The following is a 16978-nucleotide window of genomic DNA, read 5'->3' as shown; positions in this document are numbered from 1 at the left end:
CACACTGCTTAAAAAAGGTGTGTGCTTTTTATTTTACTAAAAAGGAAACTATTTTCATTGCTGAATCATGAACCTTTCTATTGAATAAACCGCTTTACTATGATAAAACTATTAAAGGTAAACATATGATAATAGTTTAATTTCATAGAGATACAACACCACTAGGGGTGCTTTCGAAGCTGAGAGAGACGAGAAGTCTTAACCCTTATAACCTGAACTAGGTAATACTAGCGTAGGAAAGAGGTATTGTAATGGATGTTTTGTATGGGATTTCCTTACGAACTCGTTATAATAATTTTGTGTATATAAACAAAAACACTTCTTTCCTGCGAAAGAAGTGTTTTTTTATGCATAAAGGAAGGTGTCATACATGGAAGAAACAATTGATTTGCTTGTCAAACAGGTAGAGGAGCGCAAAGGGGAGCTAATCCAGTTATTAACAACGCTTGTTTCATATAAAACGCCGGCGCCTCCTGCACGAAATTCTCATGAAGCGCAGCTATACGTAGCGGATTTCCTTAAAAACTGTGGTTTTTCCATCGATATGTGGGACTTATATTCCAACGATCCCATCGTAGTAGGTACGTTAAAAGGACAAAAATCAGCTGACTATCAAAGCTTGATTATTAACGGGCATATGGATGTTGCTGAGGTACAAGAAAATGAAAAGTGGGAGACAAATCCGTTTGAAGCTGTGGTAAAAGACAATATGATAATCGGACGCGGAGTTGCTGATATGAAAGGCGGCTTGGCAGGAGCATTATTTGCAGTGCAGCTTTTAACGGAAGCAGGAATTGAACTGCCGGGAGACTTGATTTTTGAATCCGTTGTAGGAGAAGAAGTGGGAGAAGCAGGTACGCTGCAATGCTGTCAGAAAGGATATACAGCTGACTTTGCGCTTGTAGCCGATACGAGTGATTTACATATTCAAGGTCAAGGCGGAGTAATCACAGGATGGATTACGATAAAAAGCAGCAAAACCTATCATGACGGTACACGCCGAAGCATGATTCATGCTGGAGGAGGGCTGTTAGCTGCGAGCGCTATCGAAAAGATGGCAAAAGTGATCGGAGGGCTGCAAGAATTGGAGCGCCACTGGGCTGTTACAAAGAGCTATCCAGGATTTTTGTCAGGAACAAACACGATTAACCCAGCAGTAATCGAAGGCGGAAGGCATGCTGCGTTTATTGCAGATGAATGCAGGCTGTGGATCACCGTTCACTATTATCCTAATGAATCATACGACCAAGTATCAAAAGAAGTGGAAGAATACATTTTAGCTATTGCAAAAGCAGATCCATGGTTAAAAGATAATCTGCCAACCTTTGAATGGGGAGGCACATCAATGATTGAAGACAGAGGAGAAATCTTTCCGTCATTAGAAATTGATGAAGGTCATGCAGGAGTGCAGCTGCTTGCACATACTCACGAACAAATTGAAGGGGAAAAGCCTCCAATTGATGTGTCAACTAGCGTAACAGATGGCGGTTGGCTAGCTGATGCGGGTATTCCAGCAGCTATTTACGGTCCTGGGAATTTAGCAAATGCACATGCTGTGAACGAACAATTAGATATCAATCAGCTTATTCAATATACAAAAGTGATGGTGCAGTTCATTTATACGTGGCTGCATACGCATAAGGAGTGATCATCATGAAATTTAGTGAACGATTATATGAAAAGCTGCAGCCGATTTGGCGCCAAAATCATAATCATCCCTTTGTAGAGGGGATGGGAGACGGAACGCTTGAAAAGGAGAAGTTTCGCTTTTATATGATTCAAGATTATCTTTACCTAATTGATTATGCTAAATTATTTGCGATTGGAGCCATGAAAGCTACCGATGTTCAAACGATGGGGAAATTTGCTGCACTTTTAGATTCTACATTAAACGAAGAAATGAGCCTGCACCGTGAGTATGCCAAGAAATTTGAAATCAGCGAAAAAGAATTAGAAAAAGCGCAGCCATCTCCTACAACGCTTGCATACACACACTATATGCTGCACGTTGGTCAAAGCGGAACATTGGCTGAATTAGTGGCGGCTCTTTTGCCTTGTATGTGGAGCTACTGGGAAATAGGAAAAGAACTCAGTGAAAAGCCTGGAGCTAACAATGAGTTTTATCGTGAGTGGATTGAAATGTACAGCTCAGAAGAATTTGGAGAACTAGCGACGTGGTGTATCAACTTATTTGACTCACTTACTGAAGACAAATCAGAAGCGGAGTTAGAAAAGCTGGAAGAAATTTTCTTAAACACAACGCGTTTTGAGTATATGTTCTGGGATATGGCTTATAACGAAGCGATGTGGCCAATTTATGAATAAGTCTGTGTTATCTTTTCAAAACGTAAGTTTTACGTACAAAAACGGTGATCAAGCGATTTTAAAATCATTAAATTTAGACGTGAAAGAAGGCGAGTTTGTAAGTATCGTTGGAGCAAGCGGATCTGGAAAAAGTACGTTGTTTCGTCTCATTACAGGTCTTGAACAGCAGAGTGAAGGCGATATCATGATTAACGGACAGTCTTACGAAAAACGTCTTGGAAAAGTAGGCTACATGCCGCAGCAAGATTTGCTTCTTCCGTGGCGCACGATTCTAGACAATGCAGCACTGCCTCTTGAGCTTCACAATGTGTCAAAGGCAAGTGCTCATAGGCAAGTATCTCAGCTGCTCGAAGAGTTTGGGTTAAAAGGGTATGAAAACCGTTTTCCAAGTGATTTATCCGGAGGGATGAAGCAGCGTGTTTCTTTTCTGCGAACGGTATTAAGCGGTTCTAACGTGCTGCTTTTGGATGAGCCTTTCAGTGCGCTTGATGCCATTACCCGTCTATCGATGCAGGAATGGCTGCTTGAACAATGGCAAAAGCGTAAACACACCATCTTATTTATCACTCATGACGTAAACGAAGCGCTTTTTTTATCAGATCGTATTTTTATCTTTTCAGACAAGCCGGTAAGTTATCTTGAAGAGATTCAAGTGCCGCTTAGCAGACCTCGAACGCAAAAAGATTTGAATCAACAGCGTGTGCTTGACGTGAAAGATTATTTAATTGAACAGCTTAGATCGAAGGTGAACACATGAAAAAGTACGGAGCTTCAGTGATATTAGTAGTCATTTTACTGGCTGCTTGGGAAATTGGAGCACGCATTGTAAACTATCCGTTTATTTTACCAACGCCCACCGGTATTTTAACAAAGCTTTGGGATTTGCGAATGGATTTATTGTTTAAGCATTTGCCAGCTACGTTATCTATTGTCGTAATTGGGCTGCTTATATCCGTTGTGCTAGGGGTTCTGCTGGCCGTGTGGATGAATTGGAGTCCGCTTATTGAGCGTGCTTTCTATCCGCTTATTATTGCGTCGCAAATGATCCCGACCATTGCCATTGCTCCTGTATTTGTTCTCTGGTTTGGCTACTCCATTTGGAGCAAAGTGATTGTGACCGTATTAATTACTTTTTTTCCTATTACGGTTAGCACATTCGACGGGCTTCGTTCCACAAACAAAGAGTTAAAAGAACTCATGTTAACGATGGGAGCAACAAAAAAAGATATTTTCTTTAAGTTGAACATTCCTTCTGCACTGCCTCATTTTTATTCAGGGCTCAAAGTAGCGGTTACCTTTAGTATAATAGGTGCTGCCATTGGGGAATGGTTAGGTGCACAAGCAGGCTTAGGATATTTCAGTCGTCGCATGATGACACAGTTTGATGCAGCTGGTGTATTTGCACCAATTGTGATTTTATCCGCGCTTGGTATTTTATTCTTTATTATTGTAGTAGGTTTCGAAAAACGTTCATTAAAGTGGAGGAAAACAGAATGAAAAAATGGTTTGCGATTGGGTTAAGCCTGATGCTTGTTTTGATGCTCGCTGCTTGCGGCCAAGACAAGGAAAATAAAGCTGGTGACAGTAAAAAATTAAAAGACGTTACAATTATGCTTGATTGGTACCCAAATGCAGTGCACAGCTTCATTTACGCTGCACAAGAAAAAGGATATTTTAAAAAAGAAGGGCTGAATGTAAAAGTACAGTTTCCTGCTAATCCAACAGACTCGCTTAATTTAGCAGCTGCGGGGAAAGTTACGCTCGGCCTTTACTATCAGCCTGATGTAGCAATGGCACGAGCAAATGAAGATGTGCCGGTAAAGTCGGTAGGAGCGATTGTAAGGTCTCCGTTAAACCGAGTTGTGGCGCTGAAGGATAGCGGTATTACGCGTCCTAAAGATTTAGAAGGAAAAGTAGTAGGCTACAGCGGAACACCATTAAGCGAGTCTGTTCTAAAGAAAATGGTAAAAAGCGATGGAGGAGATCCTAATAAAGTAAAACTAGTAGACGTAGGATTTGAGTTGAATTCATCGCTGATTAGTAAAAAAGTAGATGCCGTAATAGGTGCGTATATTAACCACGAAGTACCATTGCTTCATAAAAAAGGATACAAAACGGTTGACATTGATCCTTCAGATTACGGTGTACCATCTTATTATGAGCTAGTGGCAGTTACTGGGGATCAAACGTGGGCAAAAGATTCTGATACGATTAAAGCGTTTTGGCGTGCTGCGACAAAAGGGTATGAGTACACAGAGAAGCATCCAAAAGACTCACTTCAAATTTTGTTAGATAACCAAGATAAGTCAAACTTTCCTCTTGAAAAAGACGTGGAAACAAAAAGTTTGAATATTTTACTTCCGAAAATGAAGTCTGAACATGGATTTGGCAGTCAAACGAAAGAATCATGGCAGTCAAATGTGGACTGGTTAAAAGAGTCGGGATTAATTAAGAAAAAGCCAAATGTAGATGAAATGTTTGAGAATATCGGAGAATCCAAGTAAATAATTTAAGACAAATTTAAAAAAACCTTCTTATACTGAACGTAACTTTCTGAACGAGAAAGTGAAAAGGTAAAGGAGGTTTTTTTATGGCTTTTACGATAGTAGATAAGGAAACATGTATTGCTTGCGGAGCATGTGGAGGAAGCGCACCAGATCTTTATGATTATGATTCAGAAGGTCTTGCTTATGCCGTGTTAGATAACAACGAAGGAACAAAAGAAGTTCCTGAACATCAGCAAGATGAGATGATGGAAGCGTACGAAGGATGCCCCACAGAATCGATTAAAGTTGCAGAGCAGCCCTTTTATGGAGATGCACAAAAATTCGAATAGGGCTTTTGAAAAAAGTAAATAATGATAAAGTACATTTAGTTTCTATGTGAGATAAGTTAACATTTCGGCATGTTCAGTATAAGGTTTCAAAACAAAAAGGTCTTGCCTAGGCAAGACCTTTTTTTATTCTAAATTTGCATGCTTTCCGTACATTGTATGGGTATCAAGTTCTTTCTTCTCCATGAAGCGAAGAATCAGCGCATCGTAAAAGAGAAGAAGCGTTTGTTCAAACAGTGACGCCATAGGCTGCACTGTTTGATAACTGCTTTGTTCTTGATCCTTCGGAGCACCGGGCAGCTTCACGATAAAGTCAGCCAGCTTGCCAAGCGTGGAGTCGGGAGAAATTGTGACTACTCCAACTTTTCCCCCAAGTTCTTTTGCTTTTTGAGCGATAGGAATCAAGCTCTTCGTCTCGCCAGAACCTGATCCGATGATTAATAAATCAGCCTGCGTGAAAGTGGACGTCACGGTTTCTCCAATGACATAAGCATCAATGCCCATATGCATCATACGCATAGCAAACGACTTGCCCATAAGGCCTGAACGGCCTGCTCCTGTGACAAACACTTTTTTAGATGAGATGATGCCATTTACAAGCTGTTCAGCTTCATCGTCAGCGATTAGAGCTGTTGTTTGTAAAAGCTCATTCATAACCGTTTTTAAATGTTCGCTCGTCTGCATACAAAGCTCCTTAATTTGTAATAAGCTCTTTCATTTGAGAAGCAACTGATTTTTTATCGTCTTGGCTCGTGATTCCTCCGCCAACGATAACAAGATCAGGCTGTGCTTTTATTACTTCAGGTAAAGATTCTAATTTAATGCCGCCAGCAACGGCTGTTTTTGCATTTTTTACAACGCTTTTGATTGTTACTAAATCTTCAAAAGAGTTTTGGCCAACTGCTTGAAGATCGTATCCTGTGTGTACACAGATATAGTCAACGCCAAATTCGTCTAGCTCTTTTGCGCGTCCTTTAATATCTTTTACACCAATCATATCGACTAGAATTTTTTTACCTTGTTTTTTGGCTTCTTCAACTGCACCTTTGATTGACATATCTTCAGCAACACCTAAGATGGTAATGATGTCTGCTCCAGCTTGAGAAGCTTGCTGTACTTCATAGCCAGCTGCATCCATAATTTTTAGGTCAGCTAATACTTTTAAATTAGGAAATGCTTCTTTAATTTCTTTAACGGCGCGAAGCCCTTCATTGATTACAACGGGCGTACCGATTTCCACGATATCAATATGTTCTTCAACTTCTTTTACTACCTCTTTTGCTTGAGAGATATTAACAAGATCTAATGCTAATTGTAATTCCATTCTACTCCACTCCTTACAGAAATCTATAAATACCTTTTGTGCTTTTTTACATAAAAAGCAGCTGGTGTAGTTATTGTACCCGCAGTTTGAGGTTCTTAAAAGTACGCACTTTTTCCACAAATAGTGTGGGAAATGATAGTATACAGAAGTATACTAATGGACATATCAGTCTTGTAACCGCTTAATTTTCATTAAAAATGCGGATGACATTGAGTAACATCATCCGCATAAAAAAATAAAAACTATGGAATATAAGGAGTAGTTTCCATCATTTAATTAACGTTTCCGCCTTTTGTTCTTGATTGATCAGCACTGTATCACGGTAATTTTTACCCCAATCATACATGGCTGTCAAAATGGGCATTAAACTTTCTCCTTCTTTTGTAAGTGAGTATTCGACTTTAGGTGGTACGACAGGATAAACTTTACGGTTAACAATTAGATCTTCTTCCAGTTCCCGCAGCTGGTTAACCAGCATGCGCGGCGTAATATCAGGAATAAGCGATTTTAGTTCCCCGAACCGTTTTGTTCCTTCACGTCCTAAGTGCCATAGTATCAGCATCTTCCATTTTCCACCGATAATAGCAAGCGTTAATTCTTTTTCACAGTTAAATTCCTTATTAAGCTGGCTCAATTGCTTCACCCCTATGACCAATAGTATAAAATTTAAAGTACTACTTATTATACCGGTGCTGACAATCCTTTTACAAAAATCCGGCTTGTATCTTCCCATTAAAAAGCTCAGCTTTTCTTACTATATAGTTATTCTTGCCTAGTGAGGTGTAAAAGGTGGCCTTTAGTCATGTTTTTTATTTTTAAGGAATTCAATTGTTTAAATATAAAAAAAGATGGGAAATCACTCAATAACAATGCTAAAGGAGGCAGTAAAAATGGAAAGAAGCCGATCTGAATTACAAAACCCTGCTTTAAGCAACAGCGCAGGCATTAATAACGACGTAGGAATCAATAACAATCCACAGACAGCTAATAGCACTACTGCTGTTAGCGCTGGAAAAAGCTGCAGCAGCAAGCTAGTAAAAGGTGTTGTTGTTGGGGCAGTTGTGGGTGGATGTATAACATTGCTTGATAATAAAACTCGCTCATCTGTTAAAAGAAGAGCCGTTACATTAAAGGACTCTTCTGCAAACATGATTAATCAAGTAAAAGAGAACCCTCAAGAAACAAAAGAAAAAATGGTGCAACAAATGAAAAACGCATCGAATCTTTTAAAAGATGCAATTAATGATGCTAAACATTTGTACGAGCGTGTAAATGAAGATTTCTTTAAGCAAGCAGAAGATGTGAAAAGCGTTACGCATGATGCAAAATCGACGGTAGAAGATGCTAAAAGTGATTTGCAGCAAATTGGTGAAAAAGTGAAAGATGCAACTTCTGAAATAAGTAAAGAAAAAATGACACCAGACGAAAAACCAGAAGCTGAGCGTGAAAGAACATACCAGTCTATTCACTAAAAAGGAGATGCTAACTGTGAGTCAAATGAATGAAGGAACTACAAAAGACATGAATAAAATTGAAGAAACGGCAGATAATTTAGGGACGGAGAAAAAAGAAGCAATTTTGCAGAACTTTGATACGTTTACTGATTATTTGATTCAAAAAGTTCATGTCGGTAAAAAGCTCGGGTTAAGCGAGGAACAATTAACGGCCGCTACAAAAAAAGTGGCTAGCTATTTAGCCAAAAATGAGGAGCCTCGAAACCGAGAAGAAAAAGTCCTTCATGAGTTATGGAAAGTCAGCAGTGAAGAGGAAAAGGAAGTCCTTTCTCATCTCATTTTAAAACTAGTTGCGTAACATTAAAAAAGCATCCCATCTATCAGGATGCTTTTTTAATGTATTAAGATGATTGATTTTGAGCCTCTTGAATCGTTTTATCCCAGTCAATACCGCAATCATCCGTTGTACAAGAAGATTGCTGTGCGCAGCTTGCACATTTTCCCTGAGTACTCTTGCGGAAGAATTTTGTCATATGATAAAGGGCATATCCAAATATCAAAACCCCAATTAAAATGTTAATAATCAATATTATTCACTCCTTTTAAGAAAAACCAAGTACTTTTCCAATAGTGTGTATAAGCAAAGCTACGAGATAAGCGACAACCAAAGGGTAGGCCACAGCAAATGCTGTCCATTTCAATGAGCCGGTTTCTCGTCGAATAACAGCGACGGTTGCTAGACACGGAACATAAAGAAGAACAAACACCATAAACGTATAGGCTGTTAGCGGTGTAAAGAATGTCTTCATTGTGTCGCCAAGCTGTCCTTCTTGTACTTTATAAATGATGCTCATAGTTGAAACAACCACTTCTTTTGCTAGGAAGCCTGTAATCAGTGATGCTACAGCTTGCCATGTCGCAAAACCTAAAGGGATAAATAGAGGAGCGATAGCACCTCCAATAATAGCCATAAAGCTATTTTCCATATCTACTCCAAAACCGCCAGGGCCAGCGTAAGATGATAGCCAGATAAATACAGAGCCAGCTAAAATAACCGTACCTGCTTTTCGGACGAAATTTCGGCCTTTTTCCCACGTGCTTCTCCAAAGAGTCTTGGCTTGAGGTACGCGGTAAGGAGGAAGTTCGACAATGAAAGTTGATTGTTCGTCTTTAAGAAGCGTTACTGATAAAATTTTCGTTACAACAAGTGCTAAAATAATGCCAAGCAAGTACATAGAAAACACCACAGCTGCTCCGTTTTGCACAAAAAACGCACCTACAAACAAAGCGTATACAGGAAGGCGTGCTGAGCAGCTCATAAATGGATTTACTAAAATGGTCATAAGGCGCTCTTTTCGCTGTTCAATTGTACGCGCGGCCATGATCCCCGGTACGTTACATCCAAAGCTAATAATCATCGGAATAAATGCTTTTCCGTTCAAACCGAAAAATTCCATGATACGATCCATTACTACAGCAATTCGAGCCATGTATCCTGAATCTTCAAGCAGTGAAATGAAAAAGAACAGGACAAAGATTTGTGGTACAAATACTAGTACGCCGCCTACGCCTGCGATGATGCCGTCCACAATTAAATCATGAATAAATGGAGCAGCACCAGCTGCATTTAGAAGAGAATCAGCGCCTTTACTAAGCGTTCCGCCAAAAAAACCGTCCAGTTTATCAGAAAGAGGAACGCCAATCCAAGTAAACGTAATATTAAAAATCAAATACATTAAGCCAAGAAAAATAGGGAGACCAAGCCACTTATGCGTCACAATTCGATCGATTCGATCTGTGAAGGTTAGAGGTGTTTCACTGCCCTTTACGATACACTCGCTGGAAATGCGCTCGATAAATGCTGTACGCACGTCGAAGAAATGCTCGCTAAGCGGCTTGGTTAATTTTTGTGCAGCTGCTTTTCGAAGCTCAAGCAGCTCTGAGTAACCCGTTTTTTCTTTTAATGTTGATTCAATTACGCTATTTTCAGCTAAAAATTGAATGGCAATCCATCTGCTGACATCCGCTTTTGTTTGAATCATATGAATTGCGTGTTCAGCGGTTTCCCCGTAATTTAGTTGAAATAACGGGGCTTTTAAATCTTGCTTCAAAGTGGAGAGAAGCTCATTAATTCCTTTTCCATTGCGGGCAATAATTGCAGAAACCGGAATATGTAATGATTTGCTAAGCTTCTCCAAATGAAAAGTCAATCCGCGTTTTTCCGCTACATCAATCATATTTAAGCCGATTACTAATGGCTTTCCATATTCCAATGCTTGAATAGTGAGATGCATGCTTCTTTCAAACTGAGAAGCGTCTACAATATTCAGCATACTGTTAAATTCTCCGGTTAACAAAAAGTTAGTTACCACTGCTTCATCTGAAGAAAGAGGAGTAAAATCATACACACCCGGCAAATCAACCAGCTGGCTGTTTTGCTTTTTAATAGACCCAACTTTCTTTTCAACGGTTACACCGCTCCAGTTTCCTACGTATTCATAGGAATCTGTTAATATATTGAATAAAGAAGTTTTTCCTGTGTTTGGATTTCCTAAAAGTGCAATTGTACTCATGCTGTCTCAACCTCAATTTTAGCCGCATCGCGTTTTCGGATGCTAATCATTTGACCTTGACATTCAATAATACAAGGTCCTCCTAAGATGGTTTTTTGCTTCATGCATAGTTCGCAGCCTTTTTTTACTCCAAAAGAAAGAAGGCGGCGTTCTAATGATCTATCTAAAAATTCAATGTTTTTAACTTTTACTTTGTCGCCAATACTCACGGTAGTTAAATTCATCATTCAGCACTCCTGTTAATGATAATCATTTTCAATTTGTATCTATCTCGATTATACATAAGGTTCTAAAATCAATCAATGCTTCTAGAGCGTTACAATTAAAAATATATATTTATAACTATATTTTTCAGGTGAAATTATGTACGATTTTAGCAGCAAATTGTCAGGAGGGATGTGAGTGGAGGTAATCATTCGCAAAATGAGAAAAGAAGATATTACGTCTGTTCAATACGTCGCAAAGATGAGCTGGTATGATACATATGAAGGAATTATTCCTAGAAGCGTTCAGAATCGGTTTCTTTCAGAAGCATACTCCGATAAAAGGCTGCTGTGGCGCCTGCGCAATTCGTTCATTTATGTAGCAACTATTGATGAGAAAATCGTAGGGTACGCTAACTTTTTTCGACTACAAAACAGAGGGGAAATAGAACTAGGATCTATCTATATACTGCCTGCTTATCAAGGAAAAGGAATCGGTTCGCAATTGTTAGAAAAAGGAATGAAGCGCTCGAAGGAATTAAAAATCGTTTACATTAACGTAGAAAGGGAAAACGGAATAGGCCGTGCTTTTTATCAATCAAAAGGTTTCCAGCTCGTGGGTGAATTTGATGATGAATTTGAAGGGCATTTGTTAAAAACGATGCGGATGAAGTTAATGATTTAAGCCTATAGCATGAACGTTATCTTAAAAAAGCTGATTTTAAACTTTCTGCTAAAATCAGCTTTTAATTACAGAATAACGATTGACCTTATTCTTGTGAATATGGTAACATTAATCAGAACTTAATGACCGAAAATGTTTTTCGGTCAAACAGTCAGACGGAAGTAAGGATTATTGGAGGCTAAAAAACATGAATATGATTAAAGGAGAATGGAAAAAAATCTTTTCCAAACCAATGACTATTGTTGTGATTTGCGGATTGTTATTTGTTCCATTACTTTATAATGTCATCTTTTTATCTGCTTACTGGGATCCATATGGAAAAACAGATCAAATTCCAGTTGCAGTGGTAAATGAAGATAAAGGTGCTACATTAGATGGAAAGAAATTGAATGTCGGTCGTGATTTTGTTGATGATTTAAAGAAAAACGATAAATTTGACTGGAAATTTACGAACAAAGAAAAAGCGTTAGAAGGTTTAAAAAATGAGGACTACTATTTAGTTTTAGAAATTCCAAAGAATTTCTCCAAAAATGCAACAACATTAATGGATAAAGATCCTAAAAAAATGAAATTTATCTATCATACAAATGCCGGAAAGAACTATTCAGGCGCTCAAATTAGCTCAAATGCAGTGGCTAAAATCAATGATCAGATTAAAGAAGCGGTCACAAAGCAGTATGCTGAAACGGTATTTGACAGCTTTAAGCAAGTAGCGGACGGTCTTCAAAAAGCAAGTGACGGTGCAGGAGAGCTCGAAAACGGCTCAAAAACGCTGCGAGATAACATGAAGAAATTAGCAGACAGCACGGTTACATTCGAAGACGGTACAGCTAAATTAGCAAACGGGTTAACGGATGCACGAAAAGGAGCAACAGATTTAAATGCTGGTGCAGCTAAGCTACTAAACGGTGCGGACACAATTAATGAAAACTTAGGCAGCCTAAACAGCGGTTTAGGAAAGTTAGAAAGTGGGAGCGGACAGCTTTATGCAGCTTCTAAAGAACTTGAAACAGGTGCAGGAAAGCTTAGCAATGGATTAGGACAACTACAAGACGGAACTGCAAAACTGCAAGGTGCGACACAACAGCTCAATGAAGGAACAAAGACACTTCAAGGGAAATTACCGCAGTTTACAAGCGGCTTAAATCAAGTGGACGCTGAAGTGAGCAGTGTTACGCAGCAAATTAATCAAGCGGAACAGGAAATTACGCAGATTAAACAGCAGGTCGATTCAAAAAAATCAGAGTTTGAACAGCAGCAGCAAGCCCTCATTGACAGCATTAACAGCAACGAGTCCATTCCTGATGAGCAAAAACAAACGCTGATTGCAGGAATTAAAAAACTCACGTCGCAGCAGTTTATGGATGAACAGCAGCAAAAAGCAGAGCAGTTAAAAGCAAAAGTAGATAAAGTGCAAGAGTTATCTGCGGCTCTTCAAAAGCTGTCTAAAGGCGGAGAAGATATTCAAAGCGCTATTAATAAAATTGCTGATGGACAAAGTCAGCTGTACAATGGCCAAACAAAATTATATAATGCCCAAACTCAATTATACAACGGTGCTGTTAAACTAGCAGACGGAGAAAAGCAGTTCAACAGCAAATTTGCAGAGCTAAACAGCGGTATTGCTGACGCTCATACAGGAGCTGGAAAGCTTGCTGACGGGCAGCAGCAAATTGTGGATGGGCTTAAGAAGTCTGAACAAGGAAGCGCAGCGCTAGCAAATGGTTTAACACAGCTAGAAAACGGGGCAACCAAGTTAGCAAATGGTTCTAAAGAGTTAACAAATGGTTCGTCCAAACTATATGATGGTTCATCTAAATTATCAGATGGAACGAGCGAGCTTCATGCATCTTTAGCAGATGGTGCAAAAGATGCAAAAGATGTTAAAGCGGATGATAAAACATATAGTATGTTTTCAAATCCAACGGATTTAAAATCAGATAAACAAAACAACGTAGATAAGTACGGTGTCGGATTAGCTCCATACATCTTATGTATTGGCTTGTTTGCGGGAACATTAATGTTTTCAGCGGTATATCCAATGAAAGAGCCATCAATTCGACCGACATCAGGCATTTCGTGGTTCTTAAGTAAGTTTAGTGTCATCACTATTGTAGGTATGCTGCAGGCAGCGATTGCTGTTACAGCTCTTCTATGGGGCTTGCATTTAAACGTAACAAGCATTTGGCACTTCTATATCTTTACCATGATTACAGGTGTGACGTTCTTTACACTTATCTTGTTCTTAACAACAGGGTTAGGAAAAGTGGGGCAGTATTTAGCCTTCATTATTCTGCTGCTTCAAATTGGCGGCAGTGCAGGTACATTCCCTAAAGCACTTGTGCCGGAATTCTTCCAGGCAATTAATCCGTACTTGCCTATGACCTATGCAATTCGCGGTTTCCGTGAAATCATTTCAATTGGTGATGATTTCGGCTATGTATGGCATCAGGCTGGCGTACTTGGAATCTTTGCAGCAATCTTCATCACTCTTTCATTGATAATGTTTTATATCAATGCCAGAAAAGAGAAGCATCACACAGAAGAAGAGGCAGCAGCATAATTTAACTAATATAAAAAGAGAGTTCCAGTTTAAAAAGGAACTCTCTTTTTCTTTATGATAGTATAGGTTTACGTATATAAAGAGGGGAACGTGAATGCATGCAGCTTACAAAATTTTCGGTATATGAAAGTGATCGTGTAAAAAAGTGGCAGGAAGGGCTGAAGGAATGGGACGGTTCAATATCGGAACGGATGATAAACGACCGAGCTGAAGATGAATTTTGGCAGCAGTATTTAGAGAAAATGTCTTTTAATTCAGTAAATGACCCTGTAGTAAAACAGCTTCAACAAGAACTTCTTGCTTTTTTGAATCCAAATGACTCTGTTATGGAAATTGGCCCTGGCTGGGGGAATTATACGTTTTCGATTGCTGATTATGTAAAAGAACTTACGTGTATGGATTGTTCGCCAAGCATTATTCGCTACTTACAAACGCAATCAGATGCCCGCTCTAATCTAAAGTTTATAGAAGGTAAATGGGAGTATGAGCGTCTAACAGATAGCTATGATGCCGTAGTAGGAATAAACTGTTTTTACCGTATGCATAATATTGTCGATGGTCTCTTAAATATGAATGATTCGGCTAATCGTTTGGCGGTTATCGGCATGTCAACGGGTCCAGAAAAGCCTCATTACGTAGAGTTACATAGAAAACTTGGGTACGAGATTAAATGGCGCCGTAAGGAATATATTGACTTACTAAATATTTTATATGAACTGGGTATTTACGCAGATTGTAAGCTGGTTCCTATAACCAAAACGGTAACCTATGAGACGTACGAAGATCTCATCAAGAAGAACTCGACAAAGGTGCTTTCTAAAGATATTGACAAGTTAGAAACTGAGAAGATTATTTTACAGCATGTAAAGAAAATAAATGGCAGATATGAATATACGTATCAATATCATATGGCTTTTATTTATTGGAAACCGATAAAAAGAACCCGTTGAGTAAAATCAACGGGTTCTTTTTAGTAGTGATAAAGCTGTAATTTAGAATAAGCAATATTAAAATCGTCGCCGCTTAGAAGAACTTTCAATTCCTGCTTCTTCACGGTATTTAGCTACTGTTCTTCTTGAAATTTGAATTCCTTCGCTGGAAAGAAGAGACATGAGCTTTTGATCTGAAAGAGGTTTTAATTTATTTTCTTCGGCAATTAATGTTTTAATTTTTTCTTTTATAAAGGCAGTAGAATTGCTTTGTTCGCCATCAGTTCGCTCTAAAGAATTGGTAAAAAAGTATTTTAACTCAAACAGCCCGCGTGGCGTTTGAATATACTTTCCGTTAGTCGCACGGCTTACCGTTGATTCGTGACAGTCTACTTTTTGAGCAATATCTTTTAAGGTAAGCGGCTTTAGCCCCGAAATACCCATTTCAAAAAAATCTTGCTGATGTTCCACAATGGCTTTGGACACGTTGTAAATCGTCGCATTACGCTGCTCAATACTATTGATTAGCCAAGTAGCTTCATGAATTTTTTCCTGTACGTATCGATCGGTTGTTACGCATGCAGAGCGATGAACCAGCTTTTGATAGGTACCGTTAATTTCGATGGGCGGAAGCAGCTCGCTATGAAGAATAACATGATAGCGGCCGTCAACTTTTTGTACCGTTACATCAGGCGAGATGTACTTCGTAAGCGGGATGTGGAAATCTCCTGCTGGACGAGGATTTAATGTCCGCAAGCAGTCAACAATTTCTTGTACTTCACGCATCGAAATAGAGTATTTTTTTGAAATGTTCCGATATTTTTTGTTAGCAATATCTTCAATATCGTGTTTTACCACGTCGTATAAAAGAGGAGGCTTTGACGTTTTGGCCTTAATTTGAATAAGCAGTGAATCGACAAAATTTTGAGCGCCCACGCCAATCGGATCAAAGCTTTGTAAAACGTGAATCATATCGTTGACTTCGTTAATTGAAACATTCAACAGTTCGGCTGCCAGTTTTGGCTCAATTGCTAAAAAGCCGTTTTTATTTAAGTTTCCAATTAGAAATTGAACGATGTGTTTTTGATGTGAGTGTAAATGATTTAGCATAGACAGCTGCTCTAATAAATGACTCTCTAATGTCACAGTTTGATCAGATATATAATTAAACGGATTATACTCGTCGTCGGTATAACCTTTTGAATATGAACGCTGTTCTCGAGTATCAAATGAATCTTTTTGCTGAGAGTCGCCAGCAGACAGTTTAATTACAGGATTTTCATTGACTTGCTGATGAAGATAATGAACTAAATCGGCCGTAGAATAATTTAAAATGTTGATAGACTGACGTAATTCAGGTGTCATGGCCAATTTTAATAGTTGTTTTTGGGATAAATCTAAACCTAATTGCATCATTGAATCACCTATCATTCTTGAGTTTTATTTCGACAATTCTGGCTGCATCGTTCGACATCATCATAGCTGAAAATGCGAAAGAATTCTATAGTGTTGTCAGATGTTCTTACACAGGGACGAATCGCAAGAAAGAGTAGGAGAATAGATAAAACAAAAACGAATAGCTCCTGGCAATAGCTATTCGCTTGTTTTAACAGAGCCGCTAGGAGAACTTAGCTGCAATTTGGGGTGTTTCCCATTCTTCTATCTCCCCATGCGCACATCATATTTAAAATTTCTCGTAAGGTTTCGCCCTCTTCACTGAGTGAGTACTCTACTTTAGGAGGAACTTCATTGTATACTTTTCTGTTAACCACACCGTCTTTTTCTAATTCTTTTAGCTGTTGGGACAGCATTTTTTTGGTAATAGCAGGCATAGCTCGCTGAAGTTCACTAAAACGTTTTTCGCCTTCTTTTAATAGGCATAAAATAACGACTTTCCATTTCCCGCCGATTACTTCAAGTGTTGCTTCAACAGGTACATTATAGTGGGGTGCTTTCACCGTTAATCCTCCATTCATAAACAGATATGAAATATGGATATAATAATTTAATATCCATAGACCTAGGTTACCGGGAAGGTACCTGGTTACATGAAAGTGCCGTCTTTTGTAAACAACATGTATTTATTATA

Annotated in this window: 19 protein-coding genes and 1 riboswitch; of the genes, 11 read left to right on the top strand and 8 right to left on the bottom strand. The window is 38.9% G+C overall.

Annotated elements, in window-relative coordinates:
• Positions 1 to 153 precede the first annotated feature (153 nt).
• Positions 154 to 256, top strand: a riboswitch (TPP riboswitch).
• 114 nt (positions 257 to 370) lie between these two features.
• From LAV82_RS10465 to LAV82_RS10440, 6 genes are all read left to right on the top strand, one after another.
• Entirely contained in the window at positions 371 to 1648 is a 1278-nt protein-coding gene (locus LAV82_RS10465; RefSeq protein WP_499716044.1) for an acetylornithine deacetylase, read from the top strand.
• 5 nt (positions 1649 to 1653) lie between these two features.
• Complete coding sequence (tenA, locus tag LAV82_RS10460) at positions 1654 to 2325, top strand: thiaminase II (protein ID WP_013055593.1); 672 nt, start codon at positions 1654 to 1656, stop codon at positions 2323 to 2325.
• Entirely contained in the window at positions 2318 to 3082 is a 765-nt protein-coding gene (locus LAV82_RS10455; protein ID WP_499716042.1) for an ABC transporter ATP-binding protein, read from the top strand. Before tenA ends, LAV82_RS10455 begins: the two co-directional genes overlap by 8 nt.
• A complete protein-coding gene (locus LAV82_RS10450) occupies positions 3079 to 3822 on the top strand; it encodes an ABC transporter permease (protein ID WP_013055595.1) in 744 nt (247 codons plus the stop codon). The genes LAV82_RS10455 and LAV82_RS10450 overlap by 4 nt, the downstream gene beginning before the upstream one ends.
• On the top strand, positions 3819 to 4829 hold the full coding sequence (locus LAV82_RS10445; protein ID WP_013055596.1) for an ABC transporter substrate-binding protein: 1011 nt from the start codon (positions 3819 to 3821) through the stop codon (positions 4827 to 4829). Before LAV82_RS10450 ends, LAV82_RS10445 begins: the two co-directional genes overlap by 4 nt.
• Positions 4830 to 4915: 86 nt before the next feature.
• On the top strand, positions 4916 to 5161 hold the full coding sequence (locus tag LAV82_RS10440; RefSeq protein ID WP_013055597.1) for a ferredoxin: 246 nt from the start codon (positions 4916 to 4918) through the stop codon (positions 5159 to 5161).
• Positions 5162 to 5284: 123 nt separating this feature from the next.
• Here the strand turns inward: LAV82_RS10440 and hxlB are convergent, their stop codons facing one another.
• The 3 genes from hxlB to hxlR all read right to left on the bottom strand — a co-directional run bounded on the left by hxlB (position 5285) and on the right by hxlR (position 7116).
• The gene (hxlB, locus tag LAV82_RS10435) at positions 5285 to 5842 is read right to left on the bottom strand and encodes a 6-phospho-3-hexuloisomerase (protein WP_499716040.1); all 558 of its coding nucleotides are present in this window, start codon (positions 5840 to 5842) and stop codon (positions 5285 to 5287) included.
• A gap of 10 nt (positions 5843 to 5852) precedes the next feature.
• Entirely contained in the window at positions 5853 to 6482 is a 630-nt protein-coding gene (hxlA, locus tag LAV82_RS10430) for a 3-hexulose-6-phosphate synthase (protein WP_211078406.1), read from the bottom strand.
• A 268-nt stretch (positions 6483 to 6750) separates the two neighbouring features.
• On the bottom strand, positions 6751 to 7116 hold the full coding sequence (hxlR, locus tag LAV82_RS10425; protein WP_013055600.1) for a transcriptional activator HxlR: 366 nt from the start codon (positions 7114 to 7116) through the stop codon (positions 6751 to 6753).
• Between the two features lie 256 nt (positions 7117 to 7372).
• Between hxlR and LAV82_RS10420 the strand changes: the two genes are divergently transcribed.
• Both LAV82_RS10420 and LAV82_RS10415 read left to right on the top strand, forming a co-directional pair.
• A complete protein-coding gene (locus tag LAV82_RS10420; protein WP_013055601.1) occupies positions 7373 to 7954 on the top strand; it encodes a hypothetical protein in 582 nt (193 codons plus the stop codon).
• Between the two features lie 16 nt (positions 7955 to 7970).
• On the top strand, positions 7971 to 8294 hold the full coding sequence (locus LAV82_RS10415) for a DUF3243 domain-containing protein (protein ID WP_211078407.1): 324 nt from the start codon (positions 7971 to 7973) through the stop codon (positions 8292 to 8294).
• 43 nt (positions 8295 to 8337) lie between these two features.
• On the opposite strand, the gene LAV82_RS10410 is transcribed toward LAV82_RS10415, so the two are convergent.
• Genes LAV82_RS10410 through LAV82_RS10400 form a run of 3 tightly spaced genes read right to left on the bottom strand, consistent with a single transcriptional unit; the run spans position 8338 to position 10733 of the window.
• Complete coding sequence (locus tag LAV82_RS10410; RefSeq protein ID WP_013055603.1) at positions 8338 to 8523, bottom strand: FeoB-associated Cys-rich membrane protein; 186 nt, start codon at positions 8521 to 8523, stop codon at positions 8338 to 8340.
• Positions 8524 to 8538: 15 nt separating this feature from the next.
• The gene (feoB, locus tag LAV82_RS10405; RefSeq protein ID WP_499716039.1) at positions 8539 to 10509 is read right to left on the bottom strand and encodes a ferrous iron transport protein B; all 1971 of its coding nucleotides are present in this window, start codon (positions 10507 to 10509) and stop codon (positions 8539 to 8541) included.
• The gene (locus LAV82_RS10400; RefSeq protein ID WP_025749730.1) at positions 10506 to 10733 is read right to left on the bottom strand and encodes a FeoA family protein; all 228 of its coding nucleotides are present in this window, start codon (positions 10731 to 10733) and stop codon (positions 10506 to 10508) included. The genes feoB and LAV82_RS10400 overlap by 4 nt, the downstream gene beginning before the upstream one ends.
• A gap of 178 nt (positions 10734 to 10911) precedes the next feature.
• Here LAV82_RS10400 and LAV82_RS10395 point away from each other — a divergent pair, with 178 nt between their 5' ends.
• The 3 genes from LAV82_RS10395 to LAV82_RS10385 all read left to right on the top strand — a co-directional run bounded on the left by LAV82_RS10395 (position 10912) and on the right by LAV82_RS10385 (position 14910).
• Positions 10912 to 11397, top strand: a complete 486-nt coding sequence (locus LAV82_RS10395; protein ID WP_211078409.1) for a GNAT family N-acetyltransferase — start codon at positions 10912 to 10914, stop codon at positions 11395 to 11397.
• Positions 11398 to 11584: 187 nt separating this feature from the next.
• On the top strand, positions 11585 to 13960 hold the full coding sequence (locus LAV82_RS10390) for a YhgE/Pip domain-containing protein (protein ID WP_211078410.1): 2376 nt from the start codon (positions 11585 to 11587) through the stop codon (positions 13958 to 13960).
• A gap of 98 nt (positions 13961 to 14058) precedes the next feature.
• Positions 14059 to 14910, top strand: coding sequence for a class I SAM-dependent methyltransferase (locus LAV82_RS10385; RefSeq protein WP_098287312.1), 852 nt, complete (start codon positions 14059 to 14061; stop codon positions 14908 to 14910).
• A gap of 57 nt (positions 14911 to 14967) precedes the next feature.
• Here the strand turns inward: LAV82_RS10385 and rpoN are convergent, their stop codons facing one another.
• Complete coding sequence (rpoN, locus tag LAV82_RS10380; RefSeq protein WP_211078411.1) at positions 14968 to 16302, bottom strand: RNA polymerase factor sigma-54; 1335 nt, start codon at positions 16300 to 16302, stop codon at positions 14968 to 14970.
• A gap of 215 nt (positions 16303 to 16517) precedes the next feature.
• On the bottom strand, positions 16518 to 16865 hold the full coding sequence (locus LAV82_RS10375; RefSeq protein ID WP_034668472.1) for a winged helix-turn-helix transcriptional regulator: 348 nt from the start codon (positions 16863 to 16865) through the stop codon (positions 16518 to 16520).
• Positions 16866 to 16978 lie beyond the last annotated feature (113 nt).

The sequence above is a fragment of the Bacillus sp. ILBB4 genome (genome assembly GCF_035064545.1).
Lineage (GTDB): Bacteria > Bacillota > Bacilli > Bacillales > Bacillaceae_H > Priestia.
This window is presented reverse-complemented; position numbering and strand designations above follow the sequence as displayed.